Origin of the sequence: Embleya scabrispora DSM 41855 (assembly GCF_000372745.1) — a bacterium.
Taxonomy (GTDB): Bacteria; Actinomycetota; Actinomycetes; order Streptomycetales; family Streptomycetaceae; genus Embleya; species Embleya scabrispora.
The window spans coordinates 97624-117114 of sequence record NZ_KB889730.1; the positions used below are offsets into that span (position 1 = coordinate 97624).

18 protein-coding genes are annotated in these 19491 nt (G+C 71.5%); 8 read left to right on the plus strand and 10 right to left on the minus strand.

Annotated elements, in window-relative coordinates:
• Positions 1–133: 133 nt before the first annotated feature.
• Positions 134–412, plus strand: coding sequence for a BRO family protein (locus tag A3IC_RS73945; RefSeq protein WP_425387409.1), 279 nt, complete (start codon positions 134–136; stop codon positions 410–412).
• 305 nt (positions 413–717) lie between these two features.
• Here A3IC_RS73945 and A3IC_RS0147410 read toward each other — a convergent pair whose 3' ends face one another.
• Positions 718–1491, minus strand: coding sequence for an ABC transporter permease (locus A3IC_RS0147410; protein WP_040878661.1), 774 nt, complete (start codon positions 1489–1491; stop codon positions 718–720).
• A gap of 115 nt (positions 1492–1606) precedes the next feature.
• Here A3IC_RS0147410 and pheA point away from each other — a divergent pair, with 115 nt between their 5' ends.
• Positions 1607–2554 carry a prephenate dehydratase gene (gene pheA / locus A3IC_RS0147415; protein ID WP_020557078.1) on the plus strand — a complete coding sequence of 316 codons (948 nt, stop codon included), beginning with the start codon at positions 1607–1609 and terminating at the stop codon, positions 2552–2554.
• Positions 2555–2595: 41 nt separating this feature from the next.
• Here pheA and A3IC_RS0147420 read toward each other — a convergent pair whose 3' ends face one another.
• Together A3IC_RS0147420 and A3IC_RS0147425 are read right to left on the minus strand one after the other, a co-directional pair.
• Positions 2596–4242: a bifunctional phosphatase PAP2/diacylglycerol kinase family protein gene (locus A3IC_RS0147420; RefSeq protein WP_158696385.1), complete on the minus strand. Its 1647-nt coding sequence runs from the start codon at positions 4240–4242 to the stop codon at positions 2596–2598.
• Between the two features lie 30 nt (positions 4243–4272).
• On the minus strand, positions 4273–5088 hold the full coding sequence (locus A3IC_RS0147425) for a phosphatase PAP2 family protein (protein ID WP_020557080.1): 816 nt from the start codon (positions 5086–5088) through the stop codon (positions 4273–4275).
• A gap of 102 nt (positions 5089–5190) precedes the next feature.
• Between A3IC_RS0147425 and serS the strand changes: the two genes are divergently transcribed.
• On the plus strand, positions 5191–6468 hold the full coding sequence (serS, locus tag A3IC_RS0147430) for a serine--tRNA ligase (RefSeq protein ID WP_026219573.1): 1278 nt from the start codon (positions 5191–5193) through the stop codon (positions 6466–6468).
• Positions 6465–7262, plus strand: a complete 798-nt coding sequence (locus A3IC_RS0147435; RefSeq protein WP_020557082.1) for an HAD family hydrolase — start codon at positions 6465–6467, stop codon at positions 7260–7262. The genes serS and A3IC_RS0147435 overlap by 4 nt, the downstream gene beginning before the upstream one ends.
• A 75-nt stretch (positions 7263–7337) precedes the next feature.
• Here A3IC_RS0147435 and A3IC_RS0147440 read toward each other — a convergent pair whose 3' ends face one another.
• From A3IC_RS0147440 to A3IC_RS0147460, 5 genes are all read right to left on the minus strand, one after another.
• Positions 7338–8603, minus strand: coding sequence for a CynX/NimT family MFS transporter (locus A3IC_RS0147440; RefSeq protein WP_020557083.1), 1266 nt, complete (start codon positions 8601–8603; stop codon positions 7338–7340).
• Positions 8600–9415 carry a FadR/GntR family transcriptional regulator gene (locus A3IC_RS0147445; protein ID WP_020557084.1) on the minus strand — a complete coding sequence of 272 codons (816 nt, stop codon included), beginning with the start codon at positions 9413–9415 and terminating at the stop codon, positions 8600–8602. Before A3IC_RS0147445 ends, A3IC_RS0147440 begins: the two co-directional genes overlap by 4 nt.
• Positions 9416–9547: 132 nt before the next feature.
• Complete coding sequence (locus A3IC_RS0147450) at positions 9548–10042, minus strand: hypothetical protein (RefSeq protein WP_020557085.1); 495 nt, start codon at positions 10040–10042, stop codon at positions 9548–9550.
• Positions 10039–10857 carry an alpha/beta hydrolase fold domain-containing protein gene (locus A3IC_RS0147455; protein ID WP_020557086.1) on the minus strand — a complete coding sequence of 273 codons (819 nt, stop codon included), beginning with the start codon at positions 10855–10857 and terminating at the stop codon, positions 10039–10041. The genes A3IC_RS0147450 and A3IC_RS0147455 overlap by 4 nt, the downstream gene beginning before the upstream one ends.
• Positions 10858–11007: 150 nt before the next feature.
• On the minus strand, positions 11008–12402 hold the full coding sequence (locus A3IC_RS0147460; RefSeq protein ID WP_020557087.1) for an MFS transporter: 1395 nt from the start codon (positions 12400–12402) through the stop codon (positions 11008–11010).
• A gap of 175 nt (positions 12403–12577) precedes the next feature.
• Between A3IC_RS0147460 and A3IC_RS0147465 the strand changes: the two genes are divergently transcribed.
• The 4 genes from A3IC_RS0147465 (at position 12578) to A3IC_RS0147480 (ending at position 16229) form a co-directional block, all read left to right on the plus strand.
• A complete protein-coding gene (locus A3IC_RS0147465; RefSeq protein ID WP_020557088.1) occupies positions 12578–13249 on the plus strand; it encodes a TetR/AcrR family transcriptional regulator in 672 nt (223 codons plus the stop codon).
• A gap of 59 nt (positions 13250–13308) precedes the next feature.
• Complete coding sequence (locus tag A3IC_RS0147470; protein ID WP_020557089.1) at positions 13309–14196, plus strand: LLM class flavin-dependent oxidoreductase; 888 nt, start codon at positions 13309–13311, stop codon at positions 14194–14196.
• A gap of 85 nt (positions 14197–14281) precedes the next feature.
• Entirely contained in the window at positions 14282–15085 is an 804-nt protein-coding gene (locus A3IC_RS0147475; protein ID WP_026219576.1) for an HAD family hydrolase, read from the plus strand.
• 169 nt (positions 15086–15254) lie between these two features.
• Positions 15255–16229, plus strand: a complete 975-nt coding sequence (locus tag A3IC_RS0147480) for a phosphotransferase (RefSeq protein ID WP_020557091.1) — start codon at positions 15255–15257, stop codon at positions 16227–16229.
• 69 nt (positions 16230–16298) lie between these two features.
• On the opposite strand, the gene A3IC_RS72835 is transcribed toward A3IC_RS0147480, so the two are convergent.
• Together A3IC_RS72835 and A3IC_RS60795 are read right to left on the minus strand one after the other, a co-directional pair.
• Positions 16299–17882: a protein kinase domain-containing protein gene (locus A3IC_RS72835; protein ID WP_020557092.1), complete on the minus strand. Its 1584-nt coding sequence runs from the start codon at positions 17880–17882 to the stop codon at positions 16299–16301.
• Positions 17883–18290: 408 nt separating this feature from the next.
• Positions 18291–19460: a protein kinase domain-containing protein gene (locus A3IC_RS60795; protein WP_158696386.1), complete on the minus strand. Its 1170-nt coding sequence runs from the start codon at positions 19458–19460 to the stop codon at positions 18291–18293.
• Positions 19461–19491 lie beyond the last annotated feature (31 nt).

A 19491-nucleotide genomic window follows, 5' to 3' on the forward strand; every position in this document is an offset into this window, starting at 1 on the left:
TCTGATCACGCAATGGAATCAAACGATACCCATCGGAAACCCTCGCTCGGCTGCCCGGGCCCGCGAATCCCCCAAGAGCGAACAGACGGACCAACCACCGCGTAACCCGACCGCCCCGGGATCGTTCATACATCTGGGCGAACGCGCTGAGCCGTTCGAGGGACAGGAGCCACTCGAAGCAGCGGGGGCGACAGCCGGCACATACGCATCGTGGCGACCACATCGAGCGTCCGGGTCAAGAAAACCGCAGCAAACCGCAGCTCAGAGGGGTTCCGTAAGCAATCCTTACGGAACCTCCGACCCGCACGGCAATCCGAACATGACCTTCATCAGCGAGGCCGGTGCGTACTCACTGATTCTGCGAAGCAACAAGAGGACGGCCAATCCCTTCCGCCGCCGCCCGCACCGGTGACCTCACCAAGGGCATCGAGATCAACACGATGCCGTGGCCTGCCTCACCGGCCGGTTCGAGTCGGCGGCCCAGTTGTCCACAGACACTGCGCACATGACCCCTCCCACCTCGGAAACCCACAACCTCACCCAAGTTCTCCACAGCGATTTCCACAGGGTTATCCACAGGCCCGCACAGCCACCCACACCCGGCGATCCACGTCGTGTCACCCGGTGTCGGGCCCGGGACGAAGTGTCCGTGTACCGGCTCGCCCGCGAGCACGGCGTGAGCGGCACGACCATGCGCGCGGCGGTGCGCGACCGGCCCTACCGATGCGTGCGCGAGCCGCCCGTGCGCCCCCGACCCGACTGCGTCCGCACCAAGCGCCCGCGCGCCGCCAACTCGATGGTCAGGGCCACCGCGACCGCCTGGACCTGAAGCAGTGCGATCAACACGAACAGCTGTACCGCCCCCGCCTGCAACGGGGTCGCCCCACCGAGCAGCATGCCCACGAAGGCCCCCGGCAGGGTCACCAACCCCACCGTCCTGGTCTGGTCCAGGGCCGGGATCATCGCCCCGGAAGCGGCCGGCCGACAGATCTCCATCGCCGCGTCGCGATCGGTGAAACCCAAGGTCAGAGCGGCTTCGACCTCGCCGTGGCGCTGTGTCAACTCCTCCAGCGCCCGCCGCCCGGCCAGCACCGTCGCGGTCATCGCGCCGCCGATCAGGATGCCCGCGATCGGGATCAGCACGATGCCCTCGGTCGGCAGCAGACCGGTCGCCCACAGCAGCGCCAGGGTCGGCAACGTCGCCGTCACGATCGGCACCGCCGGCCAGAGCAACCGTCGGTTCGCCATCACCCGCCCGGCCGCCGTCAGGGCCGCGACGGCGTACATCATCATCACGAACAGGGCCGCGAAGCCGAGCCGATCCACCACGTGTGTGATGACGAACGACACCGCCAGCAACTGCGCCGCCGCCCGAACCCCGGCCACCACCACCGCCCGGCCGTGACCCAGTCGCGCCGCCCCGGCGACCACCGTCGCGGCGAGCAGAAGCAACACGGCGACGATCCCCAGGGTGGGGGTCACCGGTAGCAGTGTCGCGGCGTTTTCCACAGGCTCAGCCTCACCCTCGCGGCGGTACCGCGCATCGTGACCGTCCACACCACGGAACGCCACCGAAACACACCGGCCGGCTCAGTACAGTGACGACATGTCCGATGCCCGCACGCCCGCCGCCGCGCCCCGCTGGACCTACCTCGGCCCCGCAGGCACCTTTACCGAGGCCGCCCTGCGCATGCTGCCGGGCGCGGAGCACGCCGAGGCCACCCCGATGGAGTCGGTGCCCGCCGCCCTGGACGCGGTCCGCCGCGGCAACGCCGACGGCGCGGTGGTCGCACTGGAGAACTCGGTCGAGGGGGCCGTGTCCATCACGCTGGACGAACTGGCCACCGGTGCCCCGCTCGTGATCACCGCCGAGGTCCTGCTGCCGATCGCGTTCGCGCTGCTGGTCCGTCCCGGGGTGACCCTGGCGGACATCAAGACCCTCTCCAGCCACTCGCACGCGCAGCCGCAGGTGCGCAATTGGCTCGCGGCGAACCTGCCCGACGCGCACTGGTACTCGTCCGCGTCCAACGCCGACGCCGCCCGCCTGGTCCAGGAGGGCCGCTACGACGCCGCCCTGGCGGGCGAGTTCGCAGCCGGGCCGTACGGCCTGGTGCCGCTGATCACCGACATCCACGATGTCGAGGGCGCGGTCACCCGCTTCGTCCTGGTCGAGCGCCCGGATCGGCCCACCGTGCCCACCGGCGCCGACCGCACCACGGTGGTCGCGTACATCGTGGACGACCACCCGGGCGCGCTCCTGGAAATCCTTCAGGAGTTCGCGGTCCGCGGAGTCAACCTGACCCGCATCGAGTCGCGGCCGACCGGTGACGGGCTCGGGCACTACTTCTTCTCGATGGACGCCGAGGGCCACGTCGCCGACGCCCGGGTCGGCGAGGCACTGATGGGGTTGCGGCGCGTGTGTGCGGCGGTGCGTTTCCTCGGGTCCTACCCGCGCGCCGACCGGGTCCGCCCACAACTGCGCCGAGGCACCTCGGACGCCGAGTTCGCCAACGCGAGCGAATGGCTGGCCCGCGCTCGCGGCGGCGGGATCTGATTCGCAACAGCACCGGCAGCACCGACAGCACCGGCAACGACTCAGGGCACACGCACCGTGAGTGAGCCGGGCCGGATGTGGACCGCGAGCCGGGTGCCGGGCCCGATCGGGTCGCCGTCCAGCTCGCGCGGCTCCGGCCGATCGGTCTCGATCAGCACCCGTCGGCCGGTGAAGTGCTCGATCGGGCGCAGCCGTTGCTGCTTGACCGGCACCACGGCCGGCTCCTGATCGCGGCGCCGGCCTATCACTCGTACCGTGGCGTGCGCCCAACCGGTCATCCCGTACGGCGCGAACACCACCACGTCCAGCAGCCCGTCGTCCGGCACCGCTCCCGGCAGCAACTGCATACCCGCCTGGAGCGCGCCGACGTTGCCGACCAGCACCATCCGGGCCCGCCGCCGGATCGGCTCGCCGTCGTCCACGGTCAACGTCACCCGCATCCGCCGATCGCGCAGGTGCCGGGCACCGGAGACCACGTACGCGGGCCAGCCGACCTTCTTCTTGAGCGCGTCCGGCGCGTCCGCGACCATCGCCGCGTCCAGGCCGATGCCGGCCATCGCGGTGAAGCAGCGCGCTTCGACGCCCGCCGGGCCGGCGAGTTCGTCGTCCGGGTCCACCGTGCCCAGGTCGATCCGCCGGTCCCGCCCGTGCATGGCCACGTGCAGCGCGTCGGCCATGTCGATCGGCAGGCCGAGGTTGCGCGCGAGCAGGTTGCCGGTGCCCGCCGGGATCACCGCGAGCGGGGTGTCCGAACCGGCCAGCGCACCGGCACACTCGCGGATCGTGCCGTCGCCACCCGCGGCTATGACCAGGTCGACCCCCGCGGCCAGCGCCTTCGCGGTCACCCCCGCGCCCGGATCGAGCACCGTCGTCTCCAGCCACAGCGGCTCGGCCCACCCGGCGTCGTGCATGATCCGGTCGATCCGGGTGCGCGACTCGGCGACGTCGAGCTTGATCGGGTTGACCACCAGCGCCGCGCGGGGCAGTCCGCCGTCGGCCCCCTGTGGCGCCTCGCGCCGTCGGGAGAGATATCCCCAGACCGACTTGGGGGACAGCAGCGCGCGGTTCATCACCACCAGCACGACGCTCGCGTACAGCAGCGACATGAGCACGTCGCTGGGGTGGTGCATGCCGCGGTACATCCGGCTCCCGGCGACCGCCAGCGGTATCGCGCCGAGCAGCACCCACACCAGGACGGCCGGCCAGCGCCCGCGCAGTCGACTCGTGAGCAGCACCGCCAGCCCGCCGTACAGCGCGAACGCGGCACCGGTGTGCCCGGACGGGAAGCTCGACGTCGCGGCGGCCGCGTCCAGGCGCGGGACGTCCGGGCGATCGCGCGAGACGAAGAGTTGAACAAGGAAGAACACCAGTGCCTGACCGGCCACCGAGCAGGCCAGGAACATCGGGCCGCGCCAGGAGTGGCCGACGATTCGGGCCACCACGACCGCGAGCAGCGTGGTGGCGATGATCACACGGGTGTCGGCCATCGTGGAGAACAGGTGGGTGGTGTCGTTCCACCCGCCCGAGCGATGGTCGGCGAAGGCGCGGTCGAGATCGTCCTCGATCGTGAACGGCCAGACACCGTCGAGGGTCTTGGTGATCAGCAGACCGAGGCCGACCATGACGAAGGTCAATATGGCAAGGGGCAGGACGATACGGCGCAGGAACCGTCCTGCTTCGGTCAGCATGACCGACATTCTTACCCGGCCACCGATCCTTCAGTTCCGCCGATCCGAGGAGTGCCCGTCGGTTCCGGGCCGAATGTGCGAAATCTCCGGATCCAGGGCGTGCCCCTCGATCTCCGGTTCCAGGCCCTCCTCGGTCGCGTCCACGTCCGGTAGTCCCGCGTCGCGACGCCACCATTCGAAGACCGCCGAGGTCGCGGCGAGCACGATCAGACCGAGCACCCAGCCACCGACCACGTCCGTGACGTAATGCACGCCGAGCGCGACCCGGGTGAACCCGACTCCGACCGCCGAGGCGATCGCGACCACCCACGCGAGCGGCCGCCAGGCGCGCGGTATCAGCGGCAACAGCGCCAGCAGCAGCACGCCGGGGCCGACCACACCCATCAGCGCGTGCCCGGACGGGAAGGACCAGCCGCCGGCGTGATCGACCGGATTGGGCAGATTCGGCCGGGCCCGGGTGAAGACGAGCTTGAGCGACGCACCGAGCAGGCCGCCGACCACCATGGTGACCACCGCCCACACCACCAGTCGGCGGGCGCCGCGCCACCACAACCACACGCACATGATCGCCACCAGGAGGCGGTACATGTTCGGATCCCAGACCCAGTCGCTGAGAATCCGCAACGCGTGCTGCCACCCGGGGTGCTCCCGGACCCAGTCGTTGAGTCCGGTCGCGACGTCCTTGTCCAGGTCGAGCAGCGGCGACCACTTGGTCTCCACCAACAGCGCGAGCAGCCCGAACGGCAGGGCGCCCACCAGCAGCGCGAGCGTGACCAGGGTCATCCTGAGGCCGAATCGCCGGTCCGGGTCGAGCCGCTTCCCGGTCCAGGTGGGAGTGGAGGTCATCTCTCATTCTTAGCCCGGATTCCGGTCGACACGTCTGTTTTGCTGCCGTCGAGTTCGTCGCACTCGCGAAATCCGTTCGCGGGGCCCCGGTAGGCTTTGGCCGTGATCGACCTGCGACTGCTTCGTGAGGATCCCGACCGTGTCCGCGCTTCGCAGCGCGCCCGCGGCGAGGACGAGACCATCGTCGACGCGCTGCTCGCGGCGGACGAGCTCCGCCGCTCGTCCGGCTCCCGGTTCGACGCGCTCCGCAACGAGCAGAAGTCGATGGGCAAGCAGGTCTCCAAGGCCAAGGGCGACGAGCGGCAGGAGCTGCTGACCCGGGCCCAGACGCTGGCCGCCGAGGTCAAGACGGCGGACGCGGAGCAGGCCGAGGCCAAGGCCGAGACCGACCGGCTGCTCAAGGCGCTGGCCAACCTGATCGACCCGGACGCACCGATCGGTGGCGAAGAGGACTTCGTCACGATCGAGGAGATCGGCACGCCGCGCGACTTCGCGGCGGAGGGCTTCGAGCCGCGCGACCACGTCGAGCTGGGCCGGATGCTCAAGGCGATCGACGTCGAGCGGGCCGCGAAGGTGTCCGGCTCGCGCTTCTACTACCTGACCGGCATCGGTGCGCTGCTCGAACTCGCGCTGGTCAACATGGCCGTCGCGCAGGCGACCGAGGCCGGCTTCACGCCGATGCTGACGCCCGCGCTGGTGCGCCCGCACGCGATGGAGGGCACCGGCTTCCTCGGCCAGGCCGCGGAGAACGTGTTCCACCTCGAGGCGGACGACTACTACCTCGTGGGCACCGCCGAGGTGCCGCTCGCGGCGTACCACATGGACGAGATCATCCCGGCCGCGGAACTGCCGCTGCGCTACGCCGGCTTCTCGCCGTGCTTCCGCCGCGAGGCCGGCACGTACGGCAAGGACACCCGCGGCATCATCCGGGTGCACCAGTTCGACAAGGTGGAGATGTTCTGCTTCGTCGCGCCGGAGGAGGCCGAGGCGGAGCACCGGCGACTGGTGGCGTGGGAGAAGGAGTTCCTGAACCGGCTCGAACTGCCGTACCGGGTGATCGACGTCGCTTCCGGCGACCTGGGTGCCTCGGCCGCGCGCAAGTTCGACATCGAGGCGTGGATTCCGACCCAGGGCAAGTACCGCGAGGTCACCTCGACCTCGAACTGCACCGAGTTCCAGGCCCGCCGGCTCCAGGTGCGGATGCGCGACGAGCAGGGAACCCGCCCGCTGGCCACGCTCAACGGCACGCTGTGCGCGGTGCCGCGCACGATCGTGGCGATCCTGGAGAACCACCAGCGGCCGGACGGCTCGGTGGCCGTCCCACAGGCGCTGCGTCCCTTCCTCGGCGGCCGTGAGGTGTTGGAACCGGTGCAGGCGTGACCTTCTCCCTGGTCGCCACCGACCTGGACGGCACGCTCCTGCGCGAGGACCACACCGTCTCGGCGCGCAACCGCGCGGCGCTGGCCCGGGTCACCGCGGCCGGTGCCAAGCACGTGATAGTGACCGGACGCGCGGTGGCCTGGACACGTTCGGTGTTCGAGGCGCTGGGCTACCGGGGGCTCGCGGTGTGCGCGCAGGGCGCACAGGTCTACCACGCGGGCGAGCAGCGGCTGCTCACGTCGGTCACGCTGGACCGACGGTTGGCCAGGATGGCCACCGAGCGGTTGACCGAGGAACTGGGCAACGTACGGTTCGCGGTCAGCCGGGACGGGCTGACCGGCGAGGTCGTCGTGGAGCGCGGCTACCCGTACAACCCGGCGCTGCCCGTGCACATGGTCCGAGAGCGCGACGAGCTGTGGTCGGAACCGATCCTCAAGCTCTACCTGCACCACGACGACTACGACGACGACCGGCTGACCGCGTGTGCGCGCAAGATCTGCGCCGGTCTGGTGGACGTCACGCACGCCGGAACGGGCATCGTCGAGCTGCTGCCGGTGGGCCTGAGCAAGGCGGTCGGACTGTCCCTGGCCGCACGCAAGCTGGGCACCAAGGCCGCCGACACCATCGCGTTCGGCGACATGCCCAACGACGTCACCATGTTCAAGTGGGCCGCCCACGGCGTGGCCATGGCCAACGCCCATCCCGAACTGCTCGCCGTCGCGGACGAGGTGACCCTGTCCAACATGGACGACGGCATCGCGGTGGTCCTGGAACGCCTGTTCCCACAGGGCTGAGCCGGAGCAACCGATCGCCCGGCCGCCGGGCCCCGACCGCTCACCCGGACACTCGAAGTCCGCAACGTTCCCACCTCACGTGACGGGTGGGTGGGCGGGTACGACAACCTCCCGCGCCACACGTACGTGCACGTGAACCGGCCGCGACGCGCCCACGCCGCAGGCGAGCGCGCAGGCGGACAACACCAGCATCAGCACGATCGGCACCGTCCACCCGTCCGTGGCCTGATGGAGCGCTCCGGCGGCCAACGGCCCGAAAGCGGCGAACACATAGCCGACCGCCTGCGCCATCCCGGACAACTGCGCGGCCGTGTTCGGATCCGGCGAGCGCAGCACGATCAGGGTCAGCGCGAGCGACACCGCACCGCCCTGTCCGAGTCCCAGCAGCACCGCCCACAACCACGCCCCGCCGGTGGGCGCGACCATCAGGCCCACGTAGCCGGCCGCGATCAGGGCGACCGAACCGAACACCAGCGGGCTTTGGTTGCGCATCCGACCGGCGATGATCGACCCCGCCAGCGAGGCCGGGATCTGGACGAACGTGTTGAACGCGAAGATCGTCGCCGCGGTGCCCCTGCTCATCCCGTTGTCGGTGAGGATGGTCGGCATCCACGCGAGCAGTACGTAGAACAGCAGCGACTGCAAGCCCATGAACCCGGTCACCAGCCAGGCCAACGGCGACTTCCACAGGCCCGGCACGTGCGGCATCGCCGCCGCGACGCTCCCGCGCCGACGGCGCACGTGCGGCAGCCAGACCGCCACCGCCGCGAAGGCGAGCAGCGCCCAGATGCCGAGGGCCGGCTGCCAACCGTGCCCGATCGCGTTCTCCAGCGGCACCGTCGCGCCCGCCGAGACCGCGGCGCCGAACACCATGGCGGCGCTGTACACGCCGATCATCGCCGCCGCGCGGTGCGGGAACTCGCGCTTGACCACGCCCGGCATCAGCACGTTCAGCACCGCGATCCCGGCACCGACCAGCGCGCCGCCCGCGAACAGCGCGGTCAGGTCGGGAATCATCCGCAGCAGGATCCCGACGCCGACCACGACCAGCGCGCCCAAGAGCACGAGTTCGGTGCCGTGGCGGCGTGCCGCGATCGGCGCGAGCGGTGAGATCAGGCCCAGGAACAGCACCGGTATCGCGGTGATCAGGCTGCCCGTGGTCGCGGACAGGTGGAACACGTCCCGCAGTTCGCCCACGAGCGGGGACACGCTGGAGAGCCCGGCCCGCATGTTGAGCGCGATCAGCACGATGCCGGCGAGCAGCAGCGCACCGCCGGTCGCCCGCACGGTACCGCCGGCGGTCTTGCCGGTCGCGGGTATGCGCAGCTCGGTCGTGCTCATGCGTCGTACTCCATCGGGTGATGCTCCATCGGGTCGTGCTCCGTGGGTCGGTGCTCCACGGGTCGGTGCTGCGCCCGGTCGTGCAGCAGTGCGTCGAGGGCGATCACGGCGGGTTCCAGAATTCGTCGCACGGCCCGCTCGGCCGCGTCCGGGTCGCCCGCCTCGATCGCGTCGGCCAGCGCCACGTGCAGGGCGTGTGAGGCGTCCGGGAGGGTGCCGTCGCCGACCACCGTGCGGATGCCGCGCCACAACGAGTCGCTGAACCAGCGGTAGGTGGAGACCATCGCCGAGTTGTGCGACGCGATCGCGATCGCGGTGTGGAAGGCCACGTCCTGTTCGACCAGGTCGTCCAGCTCGCCCTCGGCCACATCACCGCGGTCGAAGTCGTGCGGCTCGCGGCTGTCCGCGCTGCCGTCCGCCGCGCCTCGGCGGATCAGCGCGCGGCGGATCCGGTCCAGGTCCTCGGCGTCGCGGCGCTGCGCGGCGAGCCGGGCGGCCTCCACGTCCAGCGCGCGGCGCATCTCGAAGATGTCCCGCAGGTCGGCGTGCTCGATCCGGCGGACCAGGTCACCGGGGTCCGTGATGGAGCGCACGTAGGTCCCGTCGCCCTGGCGCGACTCCAGCATTCCGGCGTGCACGAGCACACGGATGGCCTCGCGCACGGTGTTCCGACCGACCCGGAGCCGTTCGGCGATCACGCTCTCACTGGGAATGCGCGCGCCGATCGGCCAGGTGCCGGCGGTCAGCTGGACGCGGAGCTGGTCGATCGCGTCGTCGACGAGGGAACGTCTACCGGCTGCCTGGAGCGACATGGACTCTCCCGAATTCGTGGGGTTGCCCAGTCATCCTACAAGTACCTGCATAATGCACGCGACAGGCGGTCGAGAAGCCGACGCCGGCGGGGATCGACGACCGGTCCGCGGCGGAGAGGCGGATGGACACGATCAGCCGCCGCTCCCGGCGCTCCCGGCGCTCGTCGCCGGAATGATCCGGAAGTCCCGTCGGAAGACCAGGTTGTGCAGGTCGGCGGCGGCGATCGCGCGCAGCGTGGGCAGCTCCTCGGCGGCCTGCTCGGCGGTGAACACGTTCAGCGGCCATTCGCCGACCGTGCCGCCGCGCAGGTGTGGGTGGTGGAAACCGGCGCCGTAGAACGCGCGCAGGACGATCGGCGCGATGCCCGCCGCGCGCTGCTGCGGCCAGGACAGCGCCCAGACCGCCTCCACGCCGCCGTCCCGGGTGCGCCGCACGCCGGTGGCGGTGTACTCGCCGGTGCCCAGCAGCAGATCGGTGTCCAGCTCCGCGAGCGCCCGCCGGGCGTGCGGGTCGAGCAGCGCGACGGCCACGCGAAACAGCCCTTCCTTGTCCGGGCGCGAGATCGCGTCGCCGTGGGTGCCGTCGCGCAGGTCGGCGAAGTGCCGCAGCAGGGCGGTGGTGTTCATCGAATCCTCCGTGGGGGTCGGGCGCCGCGGTGGGCCGCCGCGTACGCGGTGCCCAGGCGGTGCCGGAAACTCGGGTCGGTCAGGAAGGCGCCGTGCCCGGTACCGGCCGGTTCGTGCAGTTCGACCGGGACACCGGCGGCGCGCAGTCGTCGGGCGTAGCCGCGGACGTCGTCCACGACCGGGTCGAGCGAGCCGACCGCGAGGATCGCGGGGGCGACCCCGGCGAGATCGGCCGCCTCGTGCGGGGTGCTGTACAGCGCTCGCGCGCCGACGGCGGCCGGGTGGACCGGCTCCTGCCCCCGGTACGCCCGCCAGGCCGAGCCCAGCGCGGCCCGGGACGGGAACGCCCCGGGACGGCTGCGGTAGGACTCGGCCCGGCGGTCCGGGTCGATCGGTGGGTAGGCGAGCACCTGCGCGGCGAGCGGGCGGTCCGGGTCGCGCCGGACCAGGGCAGCGGACGCGGCGATCGTGGCGCCCGCGCTGTCCCCACCGACCGAGACCGGCTCGCCGCCGGCCCGGTCCAGGGCTCGGTCCAGGACGGTGAGCACGTCGAGCAGGGCGGCGGGGTGCGGGTTTTCGGGTGCCAACCGGTAGTCGACGCCGACCACCGTCGTCGAGCCGATCCGGGCCAGGTGGGCCAGCGCGGGCGCCCAGTCGGCGGTGCCCCCCGAGCGCCAACTCCCGCCGTGGGCCCAGACCAGGAGGCCGACCGAACCGGGCCCGCCGGCGAAGATCCGGACCGGGACGTCGTGGTCGGCACCGGGAATGGTGATCGACGGCGGCAGGGGGTCGAGGGTGGCGTGGGTCGCGGTCATGACGGATCTCCTCGGTTCGCTCGCGCCGATCGATCGCGGCGGCTCGCGGCGGCTCGGGACGGGCAAGGTGGGTTCGCGGCGGGGTCCGGGCGGTCCGCCCGCGTGCCGCGGGCGACCCGCCCGAGGCCGCCGCCGGCGGCGCACCGGCATTCAGGTCCTCGTCCGCCCGGTCCGCCGCGGGGCCAGGAACAGGCCCGCCAGCAGCGCGCCGAGCAGGACCAGGGCCGAGTCGACCAGGATCGCCACGGCGACCCCGGACAGGACCGCGTCGGGTCCGGTGCTGCCGAGCGAGCTCATCCGCGCGGTGGCGATCGCGCTCATGATCGGGATGCCCATGGTGATGCCCACCTGCTGGGTCATCGTGGCCAGACCGGTGGCCAGCCCCTGCTCGGCGTCCGGCAGGCCGGAGGTCGCGGTGACCATGAAGCCCACGATCATCAGCATGTTGCCCACCCCGCCGACGAAGGTCGCCGCGAGCAGCAGCCAGATCCAGCCGCCCGAGCTGCCCAGGGCGACCAGCGACAGGGTGGCCAGGGCCTGGACGACGCCGCCCGCGACGATCGTGGTGCGGGTGCCGAACCGGCCCACCGCCCGGCCGCCGAGGGTGCCGCCGAGGACCGTGCCGATGCCCAGCACACCGAACGCGAGCCCGGTGGCCAGCGGCGAGTAGTCCAGGACCTCCTGGAGGTAGAGCGTGAGCAGGAAGACCAGCGAGGTCTCGGTGACGAACGCGATCAGGCCGGTGACGTTGCCCCACAGCACCGAGCGGCGCTTCATGATGCCGACCGGGACCAGCGGCGAGGCGGAGCGCCGCTCGATGAACCAGAAGGCGACCAGGAGCACGGCGCCGGCGACCAGCGAGCCGAGGGTGGCGGGCTCGCCCCAGCCCTTCGCGCCGGCCTGGGTCAGGCCGAAGACCAGGGCCAGCAGGCCGCCGGTGACCGCGATCGCACCGGGCACGTCGAGCCGGGGCCGATGGGCCGGCCGGGCGTCGGTGATCACGGACGGCGCGAGGATCAGCACCAGCGCGGCCACGGGCACGTTGACGAAGAAGGCCCAGCGCCAGGACAACATGTCGGTGAGCAGGCCGCCCGACACCGCGCCCGCGGTGAAGCCGGCCGACATCAGCGCGCCGTTCAGGCCCAGCGCCTTGTCCCGCAGCGGACCCTCCTTGAACGCGGTGGTCAGCAGCGACAGGCCGGCCGGGGTCACCGCCGCGGTGGCCAGCCCCTGGAGCACCCGGGCAGTCAGCAACATCTCGGGCGAGGTGGCGAAGCCGCCGAGCGCGGAGGAGGCGCCGAGGAGGGCCATGCCGCCCAGGAACAGTCGCTTGCGGCCGAACAGGTCCGCGACCCGGCCGAACAGCAGGGTGAATCCGGCGGCGGTCAGCGCGAACGCGGTGGCCACCCACTGCAGGTTGTTCAGCGAGAACCCGAGGCCCTCGCCGACCACGGGCAGTGCGACGTTCAGAATCGAGAAGTCCACCGCGATCATGAACTGGGCGCCGAGGAGGAGGGTGAGGATCAGCTTCTGCCGACCGGTCATCCGGTGTTGCCGTCCGGTCGGTGCGGGACGGACGACGGGTGGGGCCGCGATGGGCCTGGTGCCGTGTTCGAGCGTGGACATGCGAGGCTCCCGAGATGGTCTAACGGGTCTTCTTTCCCGTTAAGATGCTCCGAAGGTACACGCTGAATCGACTTAATGGAACAGGAGTCCCGTTATGACTTCGGACGGTCTCGCCGGCGACCTCCCTCCCGGCTCCGCCGGTCACATCCCGGAGCCGGTCGACGGCCCGGCCGACCCCGGCACGGTCCGCCCCGGCGGGCGCACCGCCCGAGTCCGCGAGGCGGTGCTGCGCGCGGCCGGGGACGCGCTCGCCGAGCACGGCTTCGCCGGCCTGGACCTGGCCGACGTCGCGCAGCGCGCCGAGGTCGGCAAGACCACCGTCTACCGGCGCTGGGGCAGCACCACCGCACTCGTCGCCGACCTGCTGGTGGACATGGCCGAGAGCTCGGTGTCGCGCACCGAGACCGGATCACTGCTCGGCGACCTGCGGGCCAACGCGCACCTGGTGCGCCGCACGCTCACCGACGAGCGACAGGGCGCGCTGTTCAAGGCGGTGATCGCGGCGGCGACCTGCGACAACCGCACCTCCGACGCGCTGCACGCGTTCTACGCGACCCGGATCAAGGAGTGGGCGCCGTGCGTCGAGGCCGCGATCGCCCGGGGCGAGGCACCGGCGGGCACGGACCCGCACGAGGTGATCAGGGCGGTGTCGGCGCCGCTGTACTACCGACTGCTGGCGAGCGGCGATCCACTGGACGAGGCGAGCGCCGAGCACGCCGCGACGGCCGCCGCCGCGGCGGCCCGGGCGGGAGCGTACGTGCGCTGATCGAACCGCGGCGCCGGCCCGTCCGCGAGGTCGGCACACCGGCGACGTATGGTCGACCGATGCGTTTGAGCACTGTCATCCTCCCGATCCACCGCTGGACCGAGGGCCGCAAGGTGTGGCGTCGCGCCGAAGACCTCGGGTTTCACGCCGCGTACACCTACGACCACCTGTCCTGGCGCAGCTTCCGTGAGCGTCCCTGGTTCGGGGCGGTGCCCACCCTCACCGCGGCCGCGACGGCCACCGAGCGACTGCGCCTGGGCACGATGGTCACCTCGCCCAACTTCCGACACCCGGTCACCCTGGCCAAGGACCTCGCGGCCATCGACGACATCTCCGAGGGTCGGTTGACCGCGGGCATCGGCGCCGGCGGCACCGGCTTCGACGCCACCGCCCTGGGCCAACGGCCGTGGTCCCCGCGCGAGCGTGCCGACCGGCTCGCCGAATTCGTCCCGCTGCTGGATCGTTTGCTCAGCGAACCGGAGGTGACCCAGGAGGGCACCTACTACACCGCGCACGACGTCCGGATGATCCCGAGCAGCCGACAACGGCCCCGGGTGCCGATGTACATCGCCGCGACCGGGCCCCGGGGCATGCGCCTGACCGCCCGGCACGGCGAGGGCTGGGTCACCTACGGCGACCCTCGCGATCCCAAGGGCATCCCGGCCCGGGACTGCCCGGCCGTGATCGCCGAACAGCTCGACCGACTCTCCGACGTCTGCGCCGACGAGGGCCGCAAGCCCGACGAGTTGGAGAAGGTCCTGCTCCAGGGCTCGACCCTGGAGCGACCGCTGGATTCGGTGGACGCGTTCGTCGACTACGCGGGCCGCTACCGCGAGCTGGGCATCACCGAACTGGTGCTGCACTGGCCGGTGCCCGACTCCGTGTTCGACGCCGACCAGGCCGTCTTCGAACGCATCGCGACCGAGGGCCTGCGCCAACTCGACTGAGCGATCCGACCCGGCGCGACGGCCACCCGAGCACCCGGCCCGGCCCCGCGGACTCGACGCATCGTTTCTGAGCGAGGATGTACCCGTGACGATCACGAATCGCCCACGCCTAGTGGCCACCGACCTCGACGGCACCATCGTGCGCGACGACGGGTCCATCTCCGAACGCACCCTCGCCGCGCTCGAACTCGTCGAGTCCGCCGGCGCCGAGGTGGTCTTCGTGACCGGCCGTCCGCCGCGCTGGATGAGTCGCGTCGCCGAGGTCACCGGCCACCACGGCCTGGCCATCTGCGGCAACGGAGCGGTCGTGTACGACCTGCGCGCCGAGCAGGTGGTGGGCACCCACACGATGGATGTGACCGCCGCCCGCAAGGTCACCCGGCTGCTCCGCGAGGCGGTGCCGGACGTGTCCTTCGCGGTGGAGACCGAGACCGGCTTCATGCACGAGCCGGACTACCCCGCGCTGGAGCGCGACGTATCGATCGTGCACGCGGTCGGTCCGGTCGAGGAACTGCTGACCGGGCCGGTGCTCAAGCTGCTCGCCCGGCATCACAGCCTGGACCCGGACGTGTTCCTCGCGCTGGCCCGCGACCGGGCCGGCGCGTACGCGGAGTTCACCCACTCGTCCGCGATCGCACTGGTGGAGATCAGCGCGCTGGGCATCAGCAAGGCCAGCACCCTGGCCTGGTTCTGCGCACAGCGCGGGATCCGCACCGAGGACGTGGTGGCGTTCGGCGATATGCCCAACGATCTGCCACTGTTGGCCTGGGCCGGGCAGGCGTACGCGGTGGCCAACGCACACCCCGAGGTGCTGGCCGCGGTGGCCCGGCATACCGGGAGCAATCAGGAGGACGGCGTCGCCCAGGTGCTGGAGAAGTTGTTCGGCTGAGCCGAGCGCCGGCGCGGCCGGTATCGGTGTACACACCAGCCGCCTCCCCGAACGCGTGACACAAAGACACGCTTACGCATGAAGGTTGCACAGAGTAGTTACTCGATAGCTTTACGTGACATAGATTGACGCCGTGTACATCCCCTCCCGGCCAGGGTCCCCACTGGCTGTGACGATCGACCGATACCGGGTCGGCAAGGCTCTCTCCTTCCGGCCCATCGCCGAGGGCCTCCTGAACCGAGGTTACGAGGTCGTCACCACCAGGGGGCGCTGGTTTCTCAAGCACTACCTGGACCAACGACCCGACACCATCCGCTTCCAGCACCGCATCACCCAGCGGCTCGCCGTCTGCGGAATACCCGCGATCCCGCCGGTGGCCGACCGGCGCGGGCACACCGTGCTCACCTCGCGCGGACGCTGGTTCGCGCTGTACCCCTGGGTGGACGGCACCCACCGGCGCGGCACCGAACTCGACGCCGGGGGTTGTGCCCGGGTGGGCGCGCTGCTCGGCGGCGTGCACGTGACGTTGCCGAAGCTGCTCCCACCCGTACAACAGCCGCTGCTGGTGCCCACGGCCGACCCGCACGAATCGTTGGCCACCATCGAGCGCCTGCTCACCCGGATCCGGGCCCGCGCCGGCACCGACGCGTTCGACCGGCTCGCCGAACTGCGCCTGATCGAACGGCGCGCGATGCTCTTGCGGCACGCGCACCGGCGACCACGCGACCACGAGGCGCCGCGGACCGGCTACGTGCACGGCGACTTCCATCCGCTGAACCTGCTGTACCGGGGCAACGAGCCGGTGGCGATCATCGACTGGGACCGGCTCGCGGCCCTGCCCGACACCGAGGAACTGGTCCGGGCCGCGCTGATCTTCTTCACCGACCCGATCTCGGGCACCCTCGACCTCGATCGGGTACGCGGCTTCGTGGCCGGGTATCGCGGCGTGGTCGATCCGGGATCCACCCAGCTCGCCGCCGCCGTGCACCGACTGTGGTGGGAACGACTGAACGACTTCTGGATGCTCACTCGGCACTACCTCGAACAAGACCCGCGGTGTGCCCCGCTGTTTCCCGCCTCCGCCGCGCTGATCGTGTGGTGGACGATGGCCTACGACGAGGTCCTGAAGGCTTTCCTGGGCTGAACGGGCCCCGGTACGAGGAAACCCGCGTGCGCCACGGATCGTGGCGCACGCGGGTTTCGCTTCCGCGGATCAGGGGGTCGTGCCGCTGCCGCCGCCCGGGTTGCCCGCACCGCCGCCGACCGGGTCCGCCGGTTTCGTCTCACCGCCGCCCTTGGTCGAACCCGCCGGCGTGCTGGCCGTCGTGGTCGGTCGCGACGTCTCGGACGACTTGGTCGGCGGGGGCGAGGACGGCGCCTGCGAGTGGCCCGAAGTCGTCCCGCCCGGGTCCCGCGTGTTGCCGGGCGCCGTTGCCCCACGCCACGTCTGCGTCGGGCTGGACGGGGTCGTGCCCGATGTCGCCTTGCCGCCCGGATTGGGCTGGTTGCTCGTGCCCGGCTGCGCGACACCATTGCCGCTCGGCGCCACGGAGGGGGTGTTCGGCTGCGTCGACGGGCTGTCACCGCCCCCCGGCAACCCCTTGACCAGGAGCACCGCCCCCACCACGACCAGGACCACCGCGAGCGCGGCCACCAGATAGAGCGGCACCTTGCGCTTGGGCGGCGGCTCGTGCGGCAGGATCGGGAGCGGTCCGGTGCCGCCGTCGTTCGCGGTCTGTCCGGGCACCGCCGCCCCGGTGCCGGTGCGGCCCGCGAGCGGCGGCATCGCCGCGGTGGCCTCGGCCGAGCCGGTGTGCGCCGAGGCCGCCGCCGTACCCGCGGCGACCTGACTCCACGAACCGAACTCGGGCCGCTGCTGGGCCGGCACCCGCGGCGGAACCACGACCGAGACCTGCTGGCCGGCCAACGCGCGGCGGATGTCCATCCGCATCTCGTCGGCGGTCTGGTACCGGTCGTCGGGGTTCTTCGCCAGCGCCTTCAACGCGATCGCGTCCAGGTGCGGAGGCACCCGCGGATCCATCATCGACGGCGGCCGCGGATCGTCCTGGACATGCTGGTACACCACCGACAGCGGAGTGTCACCGTTGAACGGCGGGCGCAGCGCGAGCAGTTCGTAGAGCAGACAACCGCTGGAGTACAGGTCGCTGCGCGCGTCCACGGTCCGGCCCAGGGCCTGCTCCGGCGACAGGTACTGCGGCGTGCCCATGACCATGCCGGTCTGGGTCATCGTGGTCGCCGCGCTGTGCATCGCGCGGGCGATGCCGAAGTCCATCACCTTGACCGCGCCCGAGTTGGTGATGATCACGTTCGCGGGCTTGATGTCGCGGTGGATGATGCCGTTCCGGTGGCTGTACTCGAGCGCCTCCAGGATGCCCTCGGTGACCCGAAGCGCCTGCTCCAGCGGTATCGGGTTCCCTTCGCCGAGCAGTTCCCGCACGGTCCGGCCCTCGACGCACTCCATCACGATGAACGGCACCAGCTCGTCGCCGACCCGGTCCTCGCCCGTGTCGTAGACCGACACGATCGCGGGGTGGTTGAGCGATGCCGCGTTCTGCGCCTCGCGGCCGAACCGCGAGCGGGCCACCGGGTCCTGCGCGAGGTCCGGGCGCAGCGTCTTGACCGCGACGGTACGACCCAGCCGTACGTCGTGGGCCATCAACACCTCGGCCATGCCACCGCGGCCGAGCTGGCGGCCGAGTTCGTAGCGGCCGGATCCGACCGTCTTCACCTGTGTGCCGGGCGCCTCATGGTCGTCCGGTCCATTCGGCGGGGTCATCGCTCCTCACCCTGCGCGTCGGGGCGGCCCGCCCGGGGCCGCCGAACTGGGGCGATGGAGTCCGCCGCGAACCGGGCAGAGCGGAAAACACCACGGGAGCGGGGGAGCACGACGGTTCCAACGATCGACCGGCCACAAAGGCACGCCGATTCCGGCGTCAGGGTTGTGGCCGGGGACTCGGCGATCATCCTCGGCAGTCCCCTCACGTGGCGCCCAGGCGTGAGCCCGCGCCGAAGTGCAGATGAAATGTGGTGCATCCTCGCTTCAAGTCCCGAAACGATACGGGATCAGCGGTACTGCCGACTGGGGAACCCATGGTAACGGGATTCCGAATTCCCGGCCGGTGCCTTCCCTCGCCGGGCCGGTCCACGCGGCGAGATCCGGCCGGCTGGTCCGCGCGGACCCGGTTCAGCGCAGCATCAGTATCGACGCGAGCACGGCCAGTACGCCCAGCACCGTCGCCGCGAAGGCCGCGCCCGCGCCGCTCCTGCGGCCGTACGCACCCGGTGCGCTGTGTGCGCCCGCCGAGCGCGCCCTGGGCCCGAACCCGGACAACACCCGGACCCACGGCGGACCACCACCGGACGAACGCGGCGGGCGCTGCCCGATCGGGGCCGCCGATCCCATCGGCCCCACCGACATCGCCGGTCCCGGCGACCCGGCCGGCGGCGCCGGGACGCCGGCGCCGTACAGGACCGAATCCCAGACGTCCTCGGGCAGGATCCGACGCACCGACTCGCGCATCCGCCCGGCGGTGTCGAAACGCAGATGCGGATCCTTGCGCAGCGCGTGCAGCACCAGATCGTCCACCGCACCGGGCACGTCGGGTCGGTACGCGGACGGCGGTGTCGGCTCCTCGCGCATGTGCCGATACGCGATGTGCACGGCCGTACCTCCGTCGAACGGCGGCACGCCGACCAGAAGTTCATGCAGCAGGCAGCCCACCGAGTACAGATCGCTGCGGGTGGACGCGGGGTGCCCGAACGCCTGCTCGGGGGAGAAGTACTGCGGGGTGCCCATGATCCGACCGGGGTCGGTGAGCGCGCCATCGGTGATGAACAGCGCCCGGGCGATGCCGAAGTCCATCACCTTGACCGCGCCGCCGGGCGTGATCATCACGTTGACCGGCTTGATGTCGCGGTGCACCAGGCCGCGGTCGTGGCTGTACTCCAGCGCGTCCAGCACCTTCGCGGTGATCGCGAGGGCACGCGGCCACGGCACCGGGCCGTGCGCCTCCAGCAGATCGCGCAGGGTCAGCCCCTGGATCAGCTCCATCACGATCCACGGCACCAGCACGCCGTCCTCACCGGGATCGGCACCCGTGTCGAAGACGGAGACGATCGTGGGGTGGTTCAGCGCGGCGGCGTGCTCGGCCTCGCGGGCGAACCGCGAACGCGCGATGGTGTCCTCGGCCAGGTCGCTGCGCAGCCGCTTGACCGCGACGACCCGGTCGAGCATCAGGTCGTGCGCCTCGTGCACCACGGCCATGCCACCGCCGCCGATCCGACGCCCGGTGCGATACCGCCCACCGCCGAAGACACGCCCGTTCGCCCGAGCCGGGTCCCCCGAAACGGTCACCGTCAGGCCGCCCTCCACGCTGCACGACTCG

Bases quoted from the DNA above. Each gene is read 5' to 3' on its own strand.
- A3IC_RS0147470 (WP_020557089.1), top strand. From the start codon at position 13,309: ATGCGTTTGAGCACTGTCATCCTCCCGATCCACCGCTGGACCGAGGGC.
- A3IC_RS0147450 (WP_020557085.1), bottom strand. From the start codon at position 10,042: ATGAACACCACCGCCCTGCTGCGGCACTTCGCCGACCTGCGCGACGGC.
- A3IC_RS72835 (WP_020557092.1), bottom strand. From the start codon at position 17,882: ATGACCCCGCCGAATGGACCGGACGACCATGAGGCGCCCGGCACACAG.
- A3IC_RS0147420 (WP_158696385.1), bottom strand. From the start codon at position 4,242: ATGCTGACCGAAGCAGGACGGTTCCTGCGCCGTATCGTCCTGCCCCTT.
- A3IC_RS0147440 (WP_020557083.1), bottom strand. From the start codon at position 8,603: ATGAGCACGACCGAGCTGCGCATACCCGCGACCGGCAAGACCGCCGGC.
- pheA (WP_020557078.1), top strand. From the start codon at position 1,607: ATGTCCGATGCCCGCACGCCCGCCGCCGCGCCCCGCTGGACCTACCTC.
- A3IC_RS0147455 (WP_020557086.1), bottom strand. From the start codon at position 10,857: ATGACCGCGACCCACGCCACCCTCGACCCCCTGCCGCCGTCGATCACC.
- A3IC_RS0147445 (WP_020557084.1), bottom strand. From the start codon at position 9,415: ATGTCGCTCCAGGCAGCCGGTAGACGTTCCCTCGTCGACGACGCGATC.
- A3IC_RS0147460 (WP_020557087.1), bottom strand. From the start codon at position 12,402: ATGACCGGTCGGCAGAAGCTGATCCTCACCCTCCTCCTCGGCGCCCAG.
- A3IC_RS0147425 (WP_020557080.1), bottom strand. From the start codon at position 5,088: ATGACCTCCACTCCCACCTGGACCGGGAAGCGGCTCGACCCGGACCGG.
- A3IC_RS0147465 (WP_020557088.1), top strand. From the start codon at position 12,578: ATGACTTCGGACGGTCTCGCCGGCGACCTCCCTCCCGGCTCCGCCGGT.